Origin of the sequence: Wolbachia endosymbiont of Drosophila ananassae, assembly GCF_008033215.1 — a bacterium.
GTDB classification, from domain to species: Bacteria; Pseudomonadota; Alphaproteobacteria; order Rickettsiales; family Anaplasmataceae; genus Wolbachia; species Wolbachia pipientis.
Map to the genome: position 1 here is coordinate 588601 of NZ_CP042904.1, position 19952 is coordinate 608552.

The 19952-nt window shown below is 35.7% G+C and carries 14 protein-coding genes and 1 pseudogene; 4 read left to right on the forward strand and 11 right to left on the reverse strand.

Features of this window, described 5'->3' with window-relative positions:
* Positions 1–47: 47 nt before the first annotated feature.
* The 8 genes from EA652_RS02915 to EA652_RS02950 form a co-directional block, all read right to left on the reverse strand.
* Positions 48–329, reverse strand: coding sequence for a type II toxin-antitoxin system RelE family toxin (locus EA652_RS02915; RefSeq protein WP_010962706.1), 282 nt, complete (start codon positions 327–329; stop codon positions 48–50).
* The gene (locus EA652_RS02920; protein WP_012673197.1) at positions 320–580 is read right to left on the reverse strand and encodes a hypothetical protein; all 261 of its coding nucleotides are present in this window, start codon (positions 578–580) and stop codon (positions 320–322) included. The genes EA652_RS02915 and EA652_RS02920 overlap by 10 nt, the downstream gene beginning before the upstream one ends.
* A 40-nt stretch (positions 581–620) precedes the next feature.
* Complete coding sequence (locus EA652_RS02925) at positions 621–854, reverse strand: gpW family head-tail joining protein (RefSeq protein ID WP_010962704.1); 234 nt, start codon at positions 852–854, stop codon at positions 621–623.
* Positions 855–857: 3 nt separating this feature from the next.
* Positions 858–2681, reverse strand: coding sequence for a phage terminase large subunit family protein (locus EA652_RS02930; RefSeq protein ID WP_012673198.1), 1824 nt, complete (start codon positions 2679–2681; stop codon positions 858–860).
* Positions 2678–4159 (reverse strand): ankyrin repeat domain-containing protein, encoded by a 1482-nt coding sequence (locus EA652_RS02935; RefSeq protein ID WP_010082188.1) that lies wholly within the window; start codon positions 4157–4159, stop codon positions 2678–2680. The genes EA652_RS02930 and EA652_RS02935 overlap by 4 nt, the downstream gene beginning before the upstream one ends.
* Positions 4160–4162: 3 nt before the next feature.
* Positions 4163–4642 carry a hypothetical protein gene (locus EA652_RS02940; RefSeq protein WP_006280180.1) on the reverse strand — a complete coding sequence of 160 codons (480 nt, stop codon included), beginning with the start codon at positions 4640–4642 and terminating at the stop codon, positions 4163–4165.
* A gap of 13 nt (positions 4643–4655) precedes the next feature.
* Positions 4656–5882 carry a DNA modification methylase gene (locus tag EA652_RS02945; protein ID WP_006280179.1) on the reverse strand — a complete coding sequence of 409 codons (1227 nt, stop codon included), beginning with the start codon at positions 5880–5882 and terminating at the stop codon, positions 4656–4658.
* 113 nt (positions 5883–5995) lie between these two features.
* Positions 5996–6451 carry a crossover junction endodeoxyribonuclease RuvC gene (locus tag EA652_RS02950; protein ID WP_012673199.1) on the reverse strand — a complete coding sequence of 152 codons (456 nt, stop codon included), beginning with the start codon at positions 6449–6451 and terminating at the stop codon, positions 5996–5998.
* A gap of 836 nt (positions 6452–7287) precedes the next feature.
* On the opposite strand from EA652_RS02950, the gene EA652_RS02955 reads away from it, so the two are divergent.
* Positions 7288–8292 carry a virulence RhuM family protein gene (locus EA652_RS02955; RefSeq protein ID WP_006280269.1) on the forward strand — a complete coding sequence of 335 codons (1005 nt, stop codon included), beginning with the start codon at positions 7288–7290 and terminating at the stop codon, positions 8290–8292.
* A gap of 585 nt (positions 8293–8877) precedes the next feature.
* Positions 8878–10191, forward strand: coding sequence for a group II intron reverse transcriptase/maturase (ltrA, locus tag EA652_RS02965; protein ID WP_006280268.1), 1314 nt, complete (start codon positions 8878–8880; stop codon positions 10189–10191).
* 1165 nt (positions 10192–11356) lie between these two features.
* On the opposite strand, the gene EA652_RS02975 is transcribed toward ltrA, so the two are convergent.
* A complete protein-coding gene (locus tag EA652_RS02975) occupies positions 11357–13552 on the reverse strand; it encodes an AAA family ATPase (RefSeq protein ID WP_006280189.1) in 2196 nt (731 codons plus the stop codon).
* Positions 13553–14107: 555 nt separating this feature from the next.
* Between EA652_RS02975 and tnpC the strand changes: the two are divergent.
* Positions 14108–15450, forward strand: a pseudogene (gene tnpC, locus EA652_RS02980) (IS66 family transposase).
* A gap of 74 nt (positions 15451–15524) precedes the next feature.
* Here tnpC and EA652_RS02985 read toward each other — a convergent pair.
* Positions 15525–16880 (reverse strand): phosphomannomutase/phosphoglucomutase, encoded by a 1356-nt coding sequence (locus EA652_RS02985; protein ID WP_241516699.1) that lies wholly within the window; start codon positions 16878–16880, stop codon positions 15525–15527.
* 127 nt (positions 16881–17007) lie between these two features.
* Between EA652_RS02985 and EA652_RS02990 the strand changes: the two genes are divergently transcribed.
* Positions 17008–18447 (forward strand): hypothetical protein, encoded by a 1440-nt coding sequence (locus EA652_RS02990; protein WP_041582644.1) that lies wholly within the window; start codon positions 17008–17010, stop codon positions 18445–18447.
* Between the two features lie 227 nt (positions 18448–18674).
* Here EA652_RS02990 and EA652_RS02995 read toward each other — a convergent pair whose 3' ends face one another.
* A complete protein-coding gene (locus tag EA652_RS02995; protein ID WP_007548332.1) occupies positions 18675–19697 on the reverse strand; it encodes an IS110-like element ISWen2 family transposase in 1023 nt (340 codons plus the stop codon).
* Positions 19698–19952: the final 255 nt, after the last annotated feature.

Consider the following 19952-nt stretch of genomic DNA (forward strand, 5'->3'; position numbering starts at 1 on the left):
AGCAAGTTGCTAGAGAATTTGGTCAACAGATTGTATGTAGAGAGTCATTACTCTGGACTACGTTTATAAATTTCTTTTCGATGTCCTATTGCTGCAATTTTGACCATGTGCTCTGAGTTATCTATTAAGTATATGACTCGATAATCGCCAACACGCAACCTAAAGTAGCCTACCCATTTATGCGATAAAGCCTCACCTACTTTATCAGGAATAATTGTGAGACGTTTTTCTATAGCTTTTTGCACCCTTAACCGTATTGTTTTCGGAAGAGAAGGAAGATCTTCGGTATCTACACCTTCTAAATAACCAATTTGGTAAATTATTCCCACTTGATATCTTCATGTCTAATTATTTTTGCTCCAGGAACATTACGTTTAGCAGCAAGTTCAAGTAGAGCTATTTCTCCTTCATCCATTTCGTCACCTTCAGATAGTTTACTTACCTCAAGTTCTTCTTCTACTAGATCTTTTACAATTTCTTCAATAGTTCTATTTTGAACTTTTGCCATTTCTGTAAGATACTGAGCAAATTCCCCCTCAAAATTTACATTAACATTAAGCCTTCCTTGACTTTGATCCATATTATTCACTGTAAGATATCAACTCTAAACTATAACATTTTTACATAATTTTGTCAACCCCTTTATTTGTTGAAAAAACAATTTTTCTCTTTGGCTTCATACCTGCAATTTTCAATTCAGCCTTAATACGTTGTCTTAAGCTTAGTAAATCATTTATATCTACTTCAGCATATCTTACAACATGGTCACCATATGCAATTGATACTACTCGCTCTCCGTTTTGTAGTTTCTTTATCGCTTCTTCGACTTGAATTAGATAATCTTCGTTATACATTTACTACTCGCTGATCCATTTGCTTTTCACTATTTTCTTTGATTTTTTACTTTCTGGTTTTTCACTTAAACTATTCCATTTACTCTCTGGCCAACGATCGATTCCAAGCGCAATAGATGCTGCTCTTGCATAAATCCTACAGTCTAATACTTCATTTCTTTCTCTTACCTTTTGCCACTCTTGTTTGGTATAACCTTTTACTACTTTGCTGACTAATTGCTCTGCCGTTAGCTGCTTAAAATATTCAGGTGCATACTCGGGAAAATGACAGTATCCTGCTGGAGCTTCTTCACCGTCCTTTAAAACATTAAGTAATTGAAAAAGTTCTGACTTTAAAATCGATACTCCCACTGGCCAGAGCTTTATTCCTCTTTTTAGCTTTTGACCACCAACTGTTATATCTACTCTACTTGGGCTGCTAAGTGGTACTAGAGCTTTATTTACACCTTTCACTGCCATTACTCTTCCAGAGCCTTGATGACCTCTTACCCAATTGTATACTTCTTGTGTCGCATACCCAGCATCAACCGCCATCATACTTATCATGTATTCAAGACCATTTTCACCGATAAAATGATGATTTAAGAGCTCAGAGAGTTTTCCCCATACTTCTCCTCTTCCAGTATCACCTTCAAATACTCGGTATTCTATTGACCAACTTTCGCGGCTTTTTCCCCATGCTACAACTTCTACTTCTAAACGATCTTTTTGGACATCTACTCCTGCAGTAAGCACCACTTCTCTCCTAGGTACTGTGCCTACGGGAAAAAATTCTCTCCTGTTAAATAATTGCTTCCAATCTGGTACTTCTCCTTTGTCTACCCAGGTTTCTCCAAGCGTAGTATTTATCCATACTTTTAGTAATTGTTCACTTTCTTTTGCATGAAGAAAATCTTCTACTGCTTGAGTCCAGCTATACCAGCCTACTGGACTATAAAGACTTGAAAGATGAAATCCTTTTTTCTCACCTTTTACTCTATTAGTAGGTCTCCATTCTCCACGCTCAAGCATCTCTGTCTTTTGATGATTTTCTATTTTGCCGCTACATTCAGTGCAGACATAATGTGCTGTTCTTGAGTCGTTGTTTTCCCATTTAATTTGTGACCATTTTAGAACTTGATAGTAATTACAATACGGACATGGTACAAAAAAGTACTGCTTATCTGTTGCTTCAAATTCTTTCTCAATTCTGCTTATTCCATGAATCGTTGGTGTTGATACTAAAAAAATCTTTCGCCGTGCAAATGTATTAGTTCGAGCAATACTGAGCAGCACTGGATCTCCTTCACCACCTGAATCTCCTGGATAGGCGTCTATTTCATCAAGAAAGAGATATTTTACTGGCATAGATCTCAGTGCTACACTGCTATTTGCTCCGGTTATTACTACTATTCCACCTGGAAATTCCTTACTTTGTACAGTATTGCCTGAGTCTCTTGACCTTGGGTCTTTTACTTTACTCTTTAAACATGGCGTACTCTCTATTAACGGCGCAAATCTTCCTTTTGACCAACGCTTTCCCATTTCAACTGTTGGCTGCACAACTAACATTGGACCAGGAGTCTGATCTATAATATAGCCTATCCAATTGTTACCAGCTTCTGTTCCTCCAATCTGCGCTCCTTTCATGAATACTACTTTTTCTGCTGGTGAGGACGGAGAAAGTGAATCCATGATTTCTTTTAAATAAGGAGTTCTTTCTGTTCTCCATTTACCTGGCTCTGATGCTGCAGTTGGCGCTAAAACTCGATACTCATTCGCCCACTCTGACACTTTAAGTAGTGGATCTGGCTTTAAACCTTCAGAAAAAGATGTAGCATATATCATATCGCTAGCTCTTCACCATCATTAGATGATACCTCAACATCACTTAAAATAGAACTGCACTCACTTGTTTTCTCACTTTCGAGTTCAATAAACATTTTCTTTTCAAGTGCTTCTTCTATGTACTTCTGAGTTAAATTACTCATTGCTATTGCAGCTATGAGCGCAACTATTCCCACCATTACCGCAGCTATAATGTTAGGGTAAATTCCCACTATCACTATTGCACATACTGTTATAGAAACACAGACGATATTGATATATTTCTTTATTTTTTTGTCTGCTATTTTCCTTTCTTCAAAATATTTATTGCTCAATAAATGAAATGTTGGAAAGTTCTTCTGTCTTCCAAATAACACTATTTCCTTCTCTTTGCTCAGTAATTTTATTAATTTTGCGTTGTTCGTTATTATTGCATACTGAAAAACATCCGTGGCATCTGCTCCTCTCTTTAGCAACAACTTTACTACGTTAAAGTGACCATGCTTTACAGCAACATAAATTCCCGTTTTTCCACTCTCATCTACAGCATCTATTTCAACTCCTTCACCAAGAATACCGTCTATTAGGTCTTCATATCCTTTTCTGGCAGCTAAATGAAGCAAACTGTTTTTATCAGCTCCGTATCTATTACTTGCTAAAATCTTTACTATATCTAATCTATTTGCTTCTTTTGCATAACAAAATGGTGTCTTGCCATTATCATCCTTAATTAAAGGATCTATATCTTCTCGCGTTAGTAAAACTTCTATTGTTTTCAGCCTTTCAGCATAATGTAGTGGCGTTTTATTTTCATAATCTTGTAAGTTAACCCCAGCATTAGGAACATTTATTAAGCATCTTACAATATCTAAACATAAGTCCCTTTCGTCGTAATTACTACTACTTATAGCTACGTGCAAAGAAGATAATTTCATTGCATTTCTGCCGCTGCCAACTACATTAACATTCGCACCAAGATTTGAAAGTAATTTTACTACTCCTAGCTTCTTGTTGTTTACTGCATAATGAATTGCTGCATGATTTCTCGCATCAAGAACATCTTTGTCCGCATTTCCTTCTCTAATTAAAATTTCTACTATTTGTTCATGCCCAGCTCCTGCCGCTAAGTGTAACGGTGTATGTAGTAAAGCATTCTGCTCATTAACATTAGTCCCTTTGTCGAGTAAAAACCTTACAGCATTTGCTTCATTCAACATCGCAGCTAAGTGAAGTAAGCTATCTTTCTCCAATCCATATTTGTGATTGATTAGTGCTTGTAATATCTCTTCTCTTGCACAATCCAGCGCACTTTTACCATTATCATCAGTGATCAGTGGATTAATATTTTTCCTATTTAGTAAGAGAGCAACCATACTAAGCTCGTTAATTTCTACTGCATAATGTAGTGGGGTTTTCCCATTTAATCCTCTAACATTTACATCCACTCCTGGTTGATTAATAAGACACTTTATTAATTCTAAACTTAAGTTAGCAGACATTATTTAAAACTTAATATTAGATAATTCTTGTAATGAGTTTGTAATCTCTTCGGTTAGCGCCATATGAATCTTTTCAGTGTCACTCAGTGATGCAAGCAGTGCTGAAACTCTATTTGGAATATTAAGCAAATTATTACGTACAACTCTTGCTACATTAAATGCATCGCGCTTTACTTCCTCTACTGCTACAAGTTCACCAATCTCAGCCTTAGCTTTCGCCTCAAGAAGTTTACCTCGTTCCATTTCATTTTTTATTCGAGTTTTTAGCAACATCGTGGAAAGGTTACTTGTATTTTCGTTTTCTGGATTTTTCCTCCTAAGTGGCTGACTTGGATCTCTTATTGCCGCTACTGCTTCATTTGCTTGTTCTCTATTTACCAAACCATTCTCCAACTCAATTATTCCTTTTTTTACTAAATAACAGACATATTGCTTTGAAACTCCTATCTCTCTTGCCCATTCCGTTTGTGTGATCTTTTCCACTTCTTTTGCCCCTTTATTGCTGTTTTTCTTCTTGAATTTGTGCAAAAGTTTTGCCAGTACCAGAAAGAATTGCTTCCCTACCTGTGTATACTTGCCAACGTTTTATCGCTACATCTACAAATTTTGAATCTAGCTCTATTGTTCTGCAAATTCTTCCTGTTCTCTCACATGCAATCAGTGTGCTGCCAGAACCGCTAAATGGATCAAGTACAGTATCCCCAGGTCTGCTGCTATTAACTATTGCTTTCTCCATTAGCTCTACTGGCTTCATTGTTGGGTGCAGTGAGTTATGTATTGGCTTATCATAAAACCATAGATCACTTTGATTTCTACCTCCATGCCACTCACGTTTATTGCCGCTTTTCCATCCATAGAGCATTGCTTCGTATTGTCTTTGATAATCAGACCTGCCTAGCGTAAAATGATTCTTTGCCCAAATGATAAATGTTGACCATTTTCCTCCTGCTTCCTCAAATGCTTTTTGCAGCGTTGAAAACTCTGATGATGATATGCAGATGTAAATTGCTCCTTTCGTATATGCTAAAATATTGGAACAGATGTCGTAGAGAAAAAGCTCATACTTTTCACCTTGATTATCATTCAATATTTTTTTATCTTCTCTCTCCTGGCTACTACCATAATCAACGTTATATGGAGGATCACAAACAGTAATATCTGCCATTTTATCATCTAATACTGCTTTAAATGATTCAACTACGCAGCTATCACCGCAATAGATTCTATGATCACCTAAAATCCATAAATCCCCTGGTTTTGCTATTTCTACCTTTTTATCAATTAACTCCAAAACTCCTCTTTCTACTTCTTCTTTTCCATCAAAATCATCGAGAAAACGTTGAACTTTTTCCAATTCAAATCCAGTCATTTTAAGATCAAACTGCAAATCTTCTAACTCTTGAATTTCCACTTTCAAAAGCTCATCGTCCCACTTTGCCCAGTTAGCTGATTGATTTGCCAGTAACCGAAAAGCTTTAGTTTGTGGTTCATTTAAATTATCACTTAAGACCACTGGAATACTCTCCATACCAAGTTTTCTTGCTGCTTTAAGTCTTAAATGACCATCAACCACAGTTCCATCGCTTTTTGCAACTATTGGTATACGAAAGCCAAATTCCCTGATTGAAGCACACATTCTATTTACTACATCATCATTTTTACGAGGATTACGCTTATATTCGACGAGGTTTTCAACAGGATAGTAGTGGATTGCTAAATTCATATAATTTAAATCCTTAATAATTAAAAAGTTAATATTCAAAATATCTCTGACGCTAAAGAAGGCCTGGGGTTGAACCCACCAAATCCGCCATTCTGGCTGAAAGGACCCACTTTTTATGGATTTTTCGTCTTATTAATATCTTTACTAATATAGAACATTAATGCCAAAGCATCGGCCTCATTATCATCTCTAGGTGAAAAACTTTTTTCACGTATCGCTTCAATAACTTCACTCTTACTTGCATTGCCTTTGCCTGCTATAAAGCGTTTTATAGTTTTAACATTAACACCTTGGTAGGGAATATTGTTCTCTTCACACCAAGCAGACAGCACTGCAAGAAACCCACCGTAGCAATGGGCTGCATCAGTTCCTAAATGTCTTCTCACCTCCTCAAAGTACACTGCAGAAATGTCTTTCAAAGAATTGAGCCAATTGCAAAAGTTTAAGAAACACATTCCACCTCCGCTGAAACGACTACCATGAAAGCTTTTGCTCCCACTTTCAATTATTCCATCTGTTAGAATTGCCCAGCCGGTTTGTTTGCCGAGGTCGAGTGTGAGGATTGACATTTGCTATTATTTAAAACTATAAGTAGCGCTAAATATCGTCTGGTTCCTTCAAAATACGCTATGAATGGGTTTTTGTTGGCCAATGACAAGAATCTTATGCTACCTACCTTAGTTAGGACTTGGTATTATATATATTCACCGATTTTACAAAAACTGTTCACTTTTTTTTAATTTTTCTTTGCAAAGCGTAAAAAACGTGCTAAACTCACCTGTGAGTTTGCTATACAGTAATAGAATTGCTAAGAATGCCATTTATTCGAGTTCTAAGGGGTATTATATGCGTTCTTTGGTAATAGTAGTATTTGTACCCTAAAGTTGCATCTAGCCTTAAAACAAAGTTTTTACCTCATCTAAAAAAATACAAATTCTCAATTACGTAACTTACCAAAAGCCTAAATTTCTTTTGCTTCCTTCAATCTTTTCTACTCTGTTTATTTGCCGACTTTTGTGTTTGAAGCACATCTACACTCAATGCCCCTATACTCCGGATTTCTCACCACTTTTTCCGGGATTTTCTGAAAAAAAGTTAAAATAATTTGAATGCAGCTCAGAAATTAAAGAGAGCCTAAACTTTAAGAACCCGCTAAACGGAAGTCCGACCTCCTAGACACCTTACTATTTGAGTTGTTTCCATTTTGGAAATAACTGTTTACTGGAGCTGAGAAGAGGTCACATGAATTTTTGATAAAACAGATATTCCCCTCTATCCAGCTCATTAATAAGTTATAATAGCCCTCTAAAGACGTTTTAAAGAATTTAGTTGCAGTAGAGACAATTAATTGGTTAAATTCCTATTGATGATCAATGGTTTGTTTGTAAGTTATAGGAGATAGATAATGGATGAGAATAAGATTGTATTTTATACTACTCCAGGTGGAAATATAGAAATTGAAGTTTTATGCAGAGATGAAAATCTTTGGCTTACGCAAAAAAGGATGGCTGAATTATTTGATGTACAACTGCCAGCTATTAGTAAGCATATCAAGAACATATTTGAATCTGGTGAATTACAGGAAAAAGAAGTTGTTTCCACTTTTGAGGTAACCGCTGCAGACGGTAAAAATTACCCAACACAACTTTACAATTTAGATACAATTATAGCTGTTGGTTATCGAGTTAATTCTAAAAAAGCAACATTATTCAGAGTATGGGCTACAAAAGTTTTGAAGGATTTTATTATCAAAGGATTTGCTTTAGATAGTAAACGACTAAAAAACGGGAAAAAGTTTGGCAAAGACTACTTCAATGAATTACTTGAAAAAATCAGGGAAATACGAGCATCCGAACGTAGATTTTACCAGAAGATTACCGACATTTATGCCGAATGTTCTGCAGATTACGATCCAAATTCAGAAATAACAAAACAATTTTACGCAAAAGTACAAAACAAATTATATTGGGCAATTTATGGTTTAACTGCAGCAGAGTTGATATGTTCTCGGGTTGATCACAAAAAACCACATATGGGGCTAACTACATGGAAAGATGGTCCAGGTAAAAAAATTCACAAGAGTGATGTAAGTATTGCGAAAAATTACTTAACTGAAGAAGAACTAAGTGAACTAAACCACATTGTTTCGATGTATCTAGATTATGCAGAACTTCAAGCAAAAAAGAATCGGCTGATGAAAATGCAAGACTGGGCTGAAAAATTGGATGCATTTCTATTATTCAATGATTATGAAGTACTTAAAGATGCCGGTAAAGTTAGTGCTGAAGTTGCAAAAGCCCTGGCTGAAGGAGAATACGAAAAGTACAGAGTTATACAGGACAAATTACATGAATCTGATTTTGATGAATTAATTAAAGCAAGTAAAGAAAGTGAGAAAATAACTATCTAACTACAACAAAAACCAGCTTGTAGTTGAGTTATCTGTGTTTGACATCTTGTTTACCACCTTTTGTTTTAATTTTAAGGGGGGTGAAAAATTGTGTGCGCCAAGAAGTGCGTAAGGAACAGTTGGTGAAAATCCAACACGGGTAAAGCTTAGCCGGCAACCTGGAACAAACCATTATGCTGCGTAAGGTAACGAGCGTAGTAAAGCTAATGGAATGGACAACATAGGGTGCAACGAAAGTGAAGGTATTGAGTCCCGTAATTCACGCGTCATGGGGGCTGACACTTTACATTTGGTGGAAGGCAACATGGGTAATAACGCTAAGGCAAGATATTACTCACCTCATCGGGATCGAAGGCCGCGTCATGTGTTGAGATGGACCTTACGTGAACTTGGGAGATCCTTTGTATTCCTGTAAGGGTACTCTGGAACAAGTCAATAAAGGCGAGGACTGGAGGAAGATGCAAAGGAAGTCGGACTAACTGATAGTACTCGGAGTGTGGGAAAGCCACATACAAGGGGAAGCGGTTAGCAATATAGTGACTGGTATAGGGATTGCTATACCAATACAACAGAGATTGGAGGAGTATGCAAGGAAAACTAAACCAGATAGCAGTAAGGGCTAAGCAAGATAAGCGAGTAAAATTTACATCATTAGTTCATTTGATTAATGAAGAGAATCTTGCAGAGTGTTATAAGGAACTAAAACGCAACAAGGCTTGTGGTATAGATCGTGTGACAGTGGAAGCTTATGGAGAAAATCTAGAAGAGAAACTTAAAACACTAGTGGATAGTATGAAGAGAAAACAATATCAACCGCTACCAGTGAAAAGGGTATACATACCCAAAGCCGGGAGCAAAGAGAAGCGCGGTCTCGGAATACCATCAACGGAAGATAAGTTGGTACAGGTAATGCTAAAGAAGATATTAGAAAATATTTATGAAGCAAACTTTATGGACAGCTCGTATGGATTTCGACCAGGAAGAAATTGTCATCAGGCGATAAACGCTCTAGATAAAGCAGTTATGCACAAACCAATTAACTATATTGTAGAAGTGGATATCAAGAAGTTCTTTGATAATGTTCAACATAAATGGCTAATGAATTGTCTAAGGGAACGAATAGCTGACCCAAATTTATTGTGGTTAATAAAACGATTTCTAAAGGCAGGAATAGTCGAAGTTGGATGTTATAAAGCAACCGATCAAGGCACACCACAAGGTGGTATAGTAAGCCCTGTATTAGCTAATATATACTTACACTATGTGCTGGACTTATGGTTTGAAAAGAAATTTAAGCCAAAAGCCAGAGGATATTTACAGCTAATAAGGTTTTGCGACGATTTTGTAGTTGGCTGCGAGAGGGAAGAAGACGCAAAAGAATTTCTAGAATTACTGAAACAAAGACTAAGTAAATTTGGGTTGGAAATAGCTGAAAATAAAACAAAAATAGTAAAGTTTGGTAAGAAAGAATGGTATCAAGCAGAAAGAGAGAAACGTAGGACGGCTAGCTTCAACTTTCTAGGATTTACACATTATTGTGGAAAAAGTCGTAATGGTAAACTTATGATGAAGCAGAAAACTTCAAAAATAAGCCTAGCCAGAAAGATTAAAGAAATCAAAGAATGGTTGAAGATGGTACGAAGTCGTATCTGTCTCAAAGATTGGTGGCAGAAACTTAAAGCCAAACTAACAGGACACTATAGCTACTTCGGAGTTAGCGGAAATTATCGGTGTTTGATTCAATTCTATCGACCGGTAACAAAGTTAGCATTTAAGTGGATAAACCGACGTAGTCAAAAGAAAAGTATGGATTGGGAACAATTTATACACTATTTAAAAGTAAATCCATTACCAAAACCAAAGGTATATGTTTCTTTATACACAGGAGCACTAGTGTGAACGCTGTATTGTGGAGCCGTGTGCGGGAAATCCGCAAGCACGGTTCTTTTGGGGAGACTATGGTTATGAGACCAAATCGCTGGTTTCAAGGTCATGAGTCTCTACCAGACCCCCTCCCTTCAGAAAGCCCTATATCTCTGCTTTTTTTGACTACTACAAAAGAAGCTTTTCTGTTGGAGACGTAAATAAACTTTGCTCTTTGTCTCCATTTTAAGCAGCAATCAAATTTTACGAGCTTCTGTCTCTTCTTCTATGGCAGTAACTTCAAACTTTTTTCCTTTAGCTTCATCTACAATTTGCTGATAAAGATTGTTTCATCACTGAGAGTTTTGCAATCAATTGCTCAGAGGTTTGCAATAAAAGTTGTTGTATTCTCATATAGTCTCCATTAACCCCTTATACTCACCACAAGTTGTTCAATCTTTTTTGAAAAATTTTCTTTGCAACCAACAAAAAAACATGATAGACTAGCTTTAGGGTTTTTTGTAATAAATAAAAATTTGAGATAAAAAATAATTTAGAAATGCCTCATAATCGATTTTTAAGCTACCTTACATGAGCAACTTAGGTCTTGGTGGTATAATTGTACCCTGAAGTCGTAGAATCGTTTTAAAACCGCATTAGCAGACCAACGTTTATTTGAGTTTTATCAGCATAAAAAAAAGATGAGAGTAAGAGCCTTTTAAAAACGCACTAATTGTATTTTTCATTAAATGTAAATATCTTAATAATATTTTGTGGCAGCCTTTCTGGACTTCTTTCTTTTTGCTGTTTAAGTTATTGTACTTTATTTGTATTTTACTATTATTTTATATTATCTATTATTATTTATTACTATTATATATATATAATATATAAGGGTTTTAGGAACGCAGAATCCGCTATACTGGCTGACTTCAGACACATAATAACTAGGAACACTTTTAGGAATAGAGGGCAAAAGGTTAGGATTCAAGCGATCTTTAGCTTCCTAGTTTCTCATTACTTATTTAGTAACCAAGGAATCAGGAATATAATTCAACCATTTGATGTCTTATCCCTTTTTAATTGAAATCATAACTTATAATAGGGTTGTGGCTCCGAAGTTAGATTGAGTAGATGGTAGATTGAATAGAGAAAATAGGGCAACTCTAAAATATTTAAAGAGCCACCCATAAAGAAAGACTTATCCTAACATTAAATTTTGCCTATAGCTAAAATCTTCAGCTCCAAGAGTGAACTTTCCTATACCACAAGCAAATGGTCCAGTTGGAATGTCAAGCCACTTATCCTCTTTTGCACCTGTAGACATTCCTTTAACTAACTGCTTTGCTTGTAAAAGTTCCTGAACTATACGCTCTAGTCGATCTCTTCCCATACTGTGGAAAATCTCAGGTAGCCTATGCCGTTGTTTATATACTCCTGTGCTTCCTGTGTGAGTAAATGGGTGTCCTGCAACAGCAGATCGTGTAATTGCATCAGTAAGACATATTTTAAGGTCTTTTTCACTAGCATTTTTAACTGTTAGTTGTATTGTTATATCTTCTAGTAGCCCTGTTTCCTGATTTCTTAGGTAAGTTCTTACAGTGCGATCAGCTAAACCATTGGCCTTCACAACTGCCCCATGAAACAAAGCATTCTGTCTTGGTGTTTCTCCTACTGCCTTAAAGATTTCTAGCCTAGCTGTATTTTCTATTGGCCAAAAAGCGTATGAGCATCTAACACCATTAACAAGAGCAGAGGTACCTCTAATTGCATCGCGTGCTTGTTCAGCAGTTAATATTGGTTTTTCTCCTTTTGGCTTTCTCATGTGATGAGCAGTAATTATCGAAGCTCCAGTACTACATGCTAAATCAGATAATAAGCACATTAGATAATCCCCTACAGCAGGATCAGCATTTATATCTGCATGGATAAATGAAGCAAGTGGATCAAATACTATCAATTTCAGATCTTTAATTTCCTCGAGCTGTTTCATTACGGATTCGAATTCAGGAGAAACTTCGACGATTTTACCACGAACATTTCTGAGTATTGTAAGTGATCCTCTGACGTTTGGCAGTGGTACAATAAATAATTTATCTTTATGTTTCAACCTTTCACACTTAGGGTCGAGTCGTTCTAAGCGGCGGTGTATCTCACTTGCATCATCTTCTGCTGAAAAAATCACTACTGATCCATGTTCAGTAACAAGTGAACCAAAGCCACACATCTGATCCTTATCACTTGCAACCTTAAGCGCTAGGTCAAGAAGAAGCATACCTTTGCCTGTATCTCCCATTGCTGCTATTATTGAAGTAACACCTAAAGGAAATAGACCTTCAACAAGAAACTTTTGCTCTGGTACCGGACCTACAAAGCGCTCTGCACTCCAATCTAAAATGTTAAGTGGCTGTTTTGTGGATCTTTCTAAACTTTTCATATTTGAAGTATCAGTAGCTGGAGTATCAATAGTAAGCAACGGAGTTGAAGCTAAAAACTCTTTGACATCTATACCTTCCTCTACACAATCAGCAGCATCCCATTTCTCAGGCTTACCTCGAGGAATTTCAAGCACAGCAAGTGATGCAACTCCGATCTCTAAAAGCTTTTTTTCAGCATTTTTTGCGTATTTATTACCTGCTTCATCATTATCTGGCCAAATGATAATATGCTTACCTTTAAGTGGTGACCAGTCTGTTTTATCAATTGGTGCGTTTGCTCCAGACATTGCTGTTGTTGCTGTGATACCTTGTTCTATCAGCGCTTCTGCACATTTTTCCCCTTCAACCAGAACAACTTTATCAGACTTTAAAATACTTGGTATGTTATAGAGAGGTCTTACTTTTGGCGCACCATACCGAGATTGTTTAACATCAAAAGGCTTATATTGCTTTTTTCCTTTAGGAGGATCAGAACGATAAATTTTTACAATGACCTGACCATTTTCATCATAATAATTCCAACTGTGGGTAATAAATTTCTCGAAGTCTTCGTCAGCCTTTGCGCATTTCTTGTTATATCCAAGACATTCACTTATAGAGGCCATCACTTCACAAAAGTCTCTCTTTGTATCTTTTCCCTGTGCACCTGCCCAAATATCAAGAACATCACCTTTCTGCCCAGTTGCAAAATCCTGCCAGAGTCCGGCTTTTCCACCAGTTAATGCTACTCTGAGGCTTTGTCCTTTGTTACCATGCACATCACCTATTCGGAATTCATCTCCATGAAAAGTTCCCCTTGGGAATAAATAAGAAAGGCATGATCTTATGTTTAATAATAGTTGTCTTTTTATTTCTTCTACATCAAATTGCTCTAATGGTTCTACAGTATTATTAAAATCATAATATTCATCATTTAAAGTATTTTTTTGTTTGACATCAGTTAAAAAATCTTGTACCATAAGTTGAAACTCCTTTTAAGATTAAGCGTTTGAAAGGTTTTTGAGTAAGGCTGTTTTGATTGGGGTCTTACTCTTTCATTATGTAAGTAAAAACTACGGTGGGGGTTCTCTTGGCAAAGCTTGAAAAATATATTAACAAGTAAAGGAAGTCAGTTCAGGTGAAAAGTGAGGTTTTAGTATCTTCTTTCTTTTAAGGAAAAATACTCTATTATAATTCTACTACATTTTACTCACCATGTCAACCACTTAGTTTTTATTCTGTTGATATATTTAAAATAAATTAAAAAAACTAATGTTTTCTTTCTGCTATATAATTCATAATGGTGTCTTTGATAGAAAACCCTCTACTATATATATACCGGGTTTCTTATGACTTTTTCTGAAAAAATTAAAAACTTTTTTCTTTGGAGGAGTTTGGCCTACCTATTAATGATAATCTTTTCAAGCCATCTGTAAAAATGAAAAGTTTCTGAAAACGGCAATTACTTTTTGGTTCAGCTTTAAAAGAATATTATGATTTTTAACAATTGTCCCAGGAAAGGTCGATATTAAAATATCACTTATATAACCAGAACCCCTACATTAAAAATAGAAAGGTTAGAAGCAAAAATAGAAAGATTGGAAAAAGAGAATGAAAGTTTAAAAGCAGAAAATAAGGCTTTAAAGATAGAAAATGCTGAGTTAAGAGAAAGATTGGCGAAAGCCTCAAAACATCATTACAAGTTCTGAGTTGATAGCCAAGCATAAGCTGAAAGGAATATTATGGCTGGTTATTGGAAGTTTTCGCGCCATGGATCTTTGACAGAGCAGTAAAGATAGAGTTGCCTAATACTTGCGAATGCGGAGGAGAAATTGCAATATGTGAAAAACCATATATTCATCAGAAAGTTGATCTTCCAGAAATCAAGCCTTATGTAGTGGAATATCAGTTAGAACATGGCCGTTGTCGGAGATGCGGAAAGAGAAGAAGTAGCAAGTTACCGGAAGGTGTTACGCCAGATACATTTGGTCCAAGGGTTAAGTCAATAATTGCAGCGTTCAGCGGATTCTACAAAAATTCAAAACGCGAAATAGCGAGTGTCGTAAATGATATCTTCAATTTGAACATAAGCGTCGGTAGCATATCAAATAGTGAACATAGAGTTGCTTCAAAATGCAAAAAAATGTATGAGCAGATCGAACAAGAGATAAGTAGGAGTAAAGTTCTACATATTGATGAAACGAGCCATTATAACAAAGGTAAACTCGCTTGGTGTTGGATGTTTGCAAGCAATACGGCAAGTTTTGTAAAATTTACAGAGTCAAGAGGAATGAAAGTTTTACAAAATAGTAAATTCTGCAATCGCAATAGCTTGGTAATAACTGACAGGTATGCAGCATACAATTATTTTGCCGATAAAAACAGGCAAATCTGTTGGGCACATTTATCAAGAGATTTTGAAAGATTAGCACATAGTTGGAATATTGAAGTTAAAGTTCTGGGTTGTTACTTGAGAAACGTGGCCACTGAATTATTTGCACTAAAAAAAGCTTTACTAAAAAGTGAGATAGATGTTTTGAGGTTTGTCAGACGTGCCAGAAAATTAAGAAAACGTACAAAGTATTACTTGAAGGAGATATCTCGTTTACCTGAAGCAATTGGAGCCTCTCGAGTTGCAAAAAATGTTCTGAGATCTGAAAGAATGATGTGGAAATTTTTAGATGACCCAGAAAATATTCCGCTGACAAATAACCACGCTGAACGGCAAATTCGGCATTATGTCGTTTATCGCAAAAACTCATATTTTACACAATCAAAGCGGGGAAATACATTCCTTGAGCGGATAATTTCATTATACTTAACTTGGAAACAAAGGGGCCTCAATCCTTTCCAAAATCTCCTATCTATTGTTTCTTAAACCACTCTCCTGAACGGATACGTACATTTAGCCTATTTATCTTTATACTTTCATGTCAATTTTATAAATCAAATTTATTTCTGTGAGTAGCTACAATTTAAAGACCTTGCTTCATCAATGTAATGGAACAAAACCTTTTTAGTAAGTTCAAAACCCTCTAAAGTCTCTCCTTCGCATCTTGCTGTAATGCAGTTTTGCGTATTTGATACCCTAAGAAGCCACCAACCTTTATTATCGGTTACCTTAACACCATCAAGATCTGAAAATACAATATTTTGCTGCTCCAGTGTTTTCTTTATTGACTCAATTATTTGAAACTTTTTCTCATCTTTCACTACAATCTTCACTTCATGAGTGATATATAACTTCGGTAAATCCTCAATCACCTGAGATAGGCTTTGGTTTTTCTTAAGCAAAATGTCAACTGCTTTAACAGCAGAATATAGCCCATCATCAAAACTTAGCTCAGAAAAGAAGAAGTGCCCGCTTAATTCACCAGCAAACTTTGCCTCTTCCTCTACCATCTTCTTCTTAACTAGTGAATGTCCAGTAGCACAGGTGATAACTTGCCCTCCTAACTTGCTAACAAAATCATGCACTTTCATACTCATTTTTACGTTAGCAATAACTTTGCTTTCTGGATATTCCTCCAACACTTCACGTGCAAAAATTATAAATAAATGGTCATTGGAAACAACGTTGCCTTTATTATCAATTAAGCGCACCCTATCGCTATCGCCATCTAGCGCAATGCCAAGATCACATCCATATTCCTTCACAATGTCAATTAATTGAGCAAGATTTTTTTCCTCTATGGGATCTGGATCATGCAGTGGAAATGCCCCATCTATAGAGTTATTGGTTACGATGTGCGTATGACCAGGCAAGATCTTTTCAATATACCTTATAATTCCACTTGCTGGACTATTTCCACAATCCCAGGCTATTTTTAATTTCTGTGTAGTATTATTCTTCACTGCACTTTTCAATATGCTAATGTACTCACTATATATATTTATGTTAATTAAGCTTCCAATTCTTGTGCTGTTTTTAATTGGACTGCTTATAATTTCCTTCATTTCTTGATCTGAGAAGACTTTTTTATTACTAAAAAATTTAAAGCCATTATATTCGCTGGGGTTATGAGAGGCAGTTATTATGATACCAAGATCCGCCTGTGTGATTTGTGTTGCAGCGTAAAGCATAGGTGAAGAGCATAGTCCAACGCGTATAACATTTGCACCGGATAAAGTTAAGCCCCTAATTAATTCTCTTTCTATACCTGGTGAATCTATTCTGCTATCGTAGCCGACACAAACACTAGCTACGGTTTGGCCAAACTTTCTACCTATCTCGTACCCATCATTAATCTGCAAGTCTTTGCCTATTATACCTCTAATATCGTATTTTCTTATAATGGTATTGTCCATACTGTACTTCTTGAAGTGACTACTATATAACATTTTGGCCAAATGCTCAAGTTTATTTATCCAACAATTAGTTGACTTTTTAAAGAAATCTGTTAATATTATAGTATATTTTTTAAAATGTAAAATTATGCCACAGGAAAACGAAAATGTATTTATAGCTGAAAGTCAAAGTTTAGATGTAGATGAACAGCAGAAAAAGGATATTTTAGATGTGATTGAATCTTGTAGCAGCTTTCAAGAGACTATAAAACAATTGGAGGAAAAAAATTTAATCTGGTATTTTATTGGCCCTTTACGCAAAGATGAGGACATTACAGGACAGATAAATTTAAAGTGGGAAAAGGAGTTCCAAAAATTTGAGCAATCAATAAATGAAACACATAGAGAATTTGAAGCATCTTTACCAAATCAAAATTTCTTAGCGTATTCAACAAAAGATGATGACTTCAAAATTAGATTTGAAAATGAAGAAAAACCAATAGAAATTAGCAATATTTTAAGAGCTAGCAGTGAAGGTAAGGTTTATAACATATCTTTAGGGAAAGATAGTCAAATAACTGCAACCAAAAAAGGCAGCGAAAGGCACTATGATTTTACTGGTTCAAGCTCATGTGAAATGACCATTAATTGGCAGGCTAAGGATTCTGAAGGTAACAGCATAGACTGTAGCATGACCGTAAAATTGGATTCTGGTGGTATACAGAGTGTTATTGGTGAGCCAAAATTTGGAGGAATAACGAGTTCAGAAGAAGTATTAAAGTTAGTTGGACAAAATAAAGAAGTTTTTATCAACGGAAAAACTCTGTATCAAGCTTTTACTGGCATATCCAAGAGTGTAGACGATCAGCAAGTACCAGCAGAGGAAATATTTACAAAAGATCTACATATATCACCACAGTCACCTACACCAAGCAGCAGTGGGTATTCCTCTCCTAGCACACCTTCTTCACGTAGAAGTTCTATATCCACCAGCAGTGAATTTAGTGATGAAGATGAAATATTTGAGGATGATATGTCTGGTGATGAAGAAGAGTATGAGCAAGAAGGATTAAAAGATGAAGTAGATGAAATTATAAACGAAATTGAGGAATTAAAGGAAGGAAAAGAAACATTTGCTCAACATTTTGCAGCGCAGGCAAAGCAGCTTGAGGATCTAAGATTAGAACGTGACTCCTTGAGAGATAAAGTCAATGAACAACAGCGAGCGATATTTGAAAGAGGTCAAAGAATAAAGGAACAAGAGGAAGAACTACAGGATAAAAATGATGTAATAAAGAACTTAAATGATCAGTTGAAAGATAAGGAAGGTGAAACAAATGAGGCAAATAAAGAATTACAGAGAAAATTGAAGCAAAGTGAAGCTAATTTAACTGTACTAAAGGAAAAGAATGCAAATTTGGAGAATGACCTGAAGAAAATAGTGGAAGGTTTAAACGATGATCATAAAAAGCAGTTGGCAGAACAGTTAATGGAAACAAAAAAGGAAAACAATACATTGGCTGAAACGGCGAACCAATTGTCTAAAGAATTAAATGAATTACAGAGAGAAAAGATACCGTCTTGTTAGTCAACAAAAAAGTCATAAAAATTCTCCAAATTGCATAATAAAATCAAAAAATACTTCCAACTGTGTAGCAGTATACAGATTATAGTTAGTGGATATGTTGATAAGTAAATTAGTTACATATAAAACAGCAGAAATTTACTTATCAACATATCCACTAACCAACAACATTCAATAAATTTGTGTAAGATGCCATTTTACATAAGATGAATTAGAAGCATTTTTTGATTTTAAAGTACTAAACCTTCAGTTAACCTTTTAGCCCTATAGTTCTTGATATGATCTGGATCAAAGGCCTTTTTTGAACTTAAAACACCAAAAACTATATGAAGTAACTTACGCATTGCAGCACCAACTATGGCCATAGCATGCTTGCCTTTCTCTTTTAATCTTTCGCAAGAAGCCATAATGATAGGATTATGCTTTTTAGCTGCTATAGCAGGAAAGTACATTGCTTTACGTAATGTTCGTGAACCGGTTTTACTTAATCTGGGCTTGGCATGTACGGATGAGCCTGATGTTATATTTTGTGGTATAGTTCCAGCATATGCTGCCAATTGCCTAGCATTTATAAAGGCTTTTATACCAGGAATTTCAGCTAAAATAGCTATTGCTGTTTCCTCTCCTATTCCTGGAATAGTTAATAGGAGTTGAAAATCTTCCAACAATTCTTTGTGTTGTTTTAATAGTTCGCGTATGGAGTTTTTTATTGTTTCTATTTTTTGCTCTATGTTCATTGCAAGGTCTTCCCAAGCATTTGCAACTTCTTTAGGCAGTCTCTCTTTCTTTTCTAAATGATTATTTGCTAATGTTAACTCATCCTTTAACGCATTTGAGCAACGATAAAGATGTTTTAATTTTTTCTTTTCAGGAGAAGGTGGTGTCCAACGAGAAGGTTCCTGTCTTTGACAATAATCTGCAATAATCTCTGCATCAGTCTGGTCATTCTTTTGTCGTGTAAGCTTACTTTTTGCATAAAATCTTATGCAAGCTGGGTTTACAACACTAACGAAATATCCAGCGTTGTGGAGGAACTCAGCCAAAGCTTCGCTATAACAACCAGTGGATTCCATGCAAGCTTTTACTTCTTCTACGTTATGTTTTTGTAGAAAGTTCAGTAGACCTTGAAACCCAGTATCATCATTTTTAAATTTCCTTTTCCTAGTTTCACGCTTTCCTTTTTTACTTATGAATGAGAGAGAAACATCAAAGCGTTCTTTTGAAACATCTATACCTAAAAAGTTGTTGATCATATATAACTCCATATACTACTATTAAAAATGAAAAGTAAGGCTTACCTTGTGAATACAGAATTAGAACCATTTAGGCCTTTCTACGATACCGTCCAGCCTCTACTTTTGAGAAGGGAACTCTTTTCTTTTCTACAGATTTTATATCTAAGGAATCTTCCAGAGTTCTTCCCTTCTCCACCTAATGCTTAAGCTTAAAAACACTAGATGCTTTTTTCAAGATACAAGGAAAATTGCAAGCAATTTATCTAAAATCCT

Excerpts from the sequence above, each read along its gene's own strand:
- EA652_RS02920 (WP_012673197.1), bottom strand. The coding sequence starts at position 580 with ATGGATCAAAGTCAAGGAAGGCTTAATGTTAATGTAAATTTTGAGGGG.
- EA652_RS02925 (WP_010962704.1), bottom strand. The coding sequence starts at position 854 with ATGTATAACGAAGATTATCTAATTCAAGTCGAAGAAGCGATAAAGAAA.
- EA652_RS02930 (WP_012673198.1), bottom strand. The coding sequence starts at position 2,681 with ATGATATATGCTACATCTTTTTCTGAAGGTTTAAAGCCAGATCCACTA.
- EA652_RS02935 (WP_010082188.1), bottom strand. The coding sequence starts at position 4,159 with ATGTCTGCTAACTTAAGTTTAGAATTAATAAAGTGTCTTATTAATCAA.
- EA652_RS02945 (WP_006280179.1), bottom strand. The coding sequence starts at position 5,882 with ATGAATTTAGCAATCCACTACTATCCTGTTGAAAACCTCGTCGAATAT.
- EA652_RS02950 (WP_012673199.1), bottom strand. The coding sequence starts at position 6,451 with ATGTCAATCCTCACACTCGACCTCGGCAAACAAACCGGCTGGGCAATT.
- EA652_RS02955 (WP_006280269.1), top strand. The coding sequence starts at position 7,288 with ATGGATGAGAATAAGATTGTATTTTATACTACTCCAGGTGGAAATATA.
- ltrA (WP_006280268.1), top strand. The coding sequence starts at position 8,878 with ATGCAAGGAAAACTAAACCAGATAGCAGTAAGGGCTAAGCAAGATAAG.
- EA652_RS02975 (WP_006280189.1), bottom strand. The coding sequence starts at position 13,552 with ATGGTACAAGATTTTTTAACTGATGTCAAACAAAAAAATACTTTAAAT.
- EA652_RS02985 (WP_241516699.1), bottom strand. The coding sequence starts at position 16,880 with ATGGACAATACCATTATAAGAAAATACGATATTAGAGGTATAATAGGC.
- EA652_RS02990 (WP_041582644.1), top strand. The coding sequence starts at position 17,008 with ATGCCACAGGAAAACGAAAATGTATTTATAGCTGAAAGTCAAAGTTTA.
- EA652_RS02995 (WP_007548332.1), bottom strand. The coding sequence starts at position 19,697 with ATGATCAACAACTTTTTAGGTATAGATGTTTCAAAAGAACGCTTTGAT.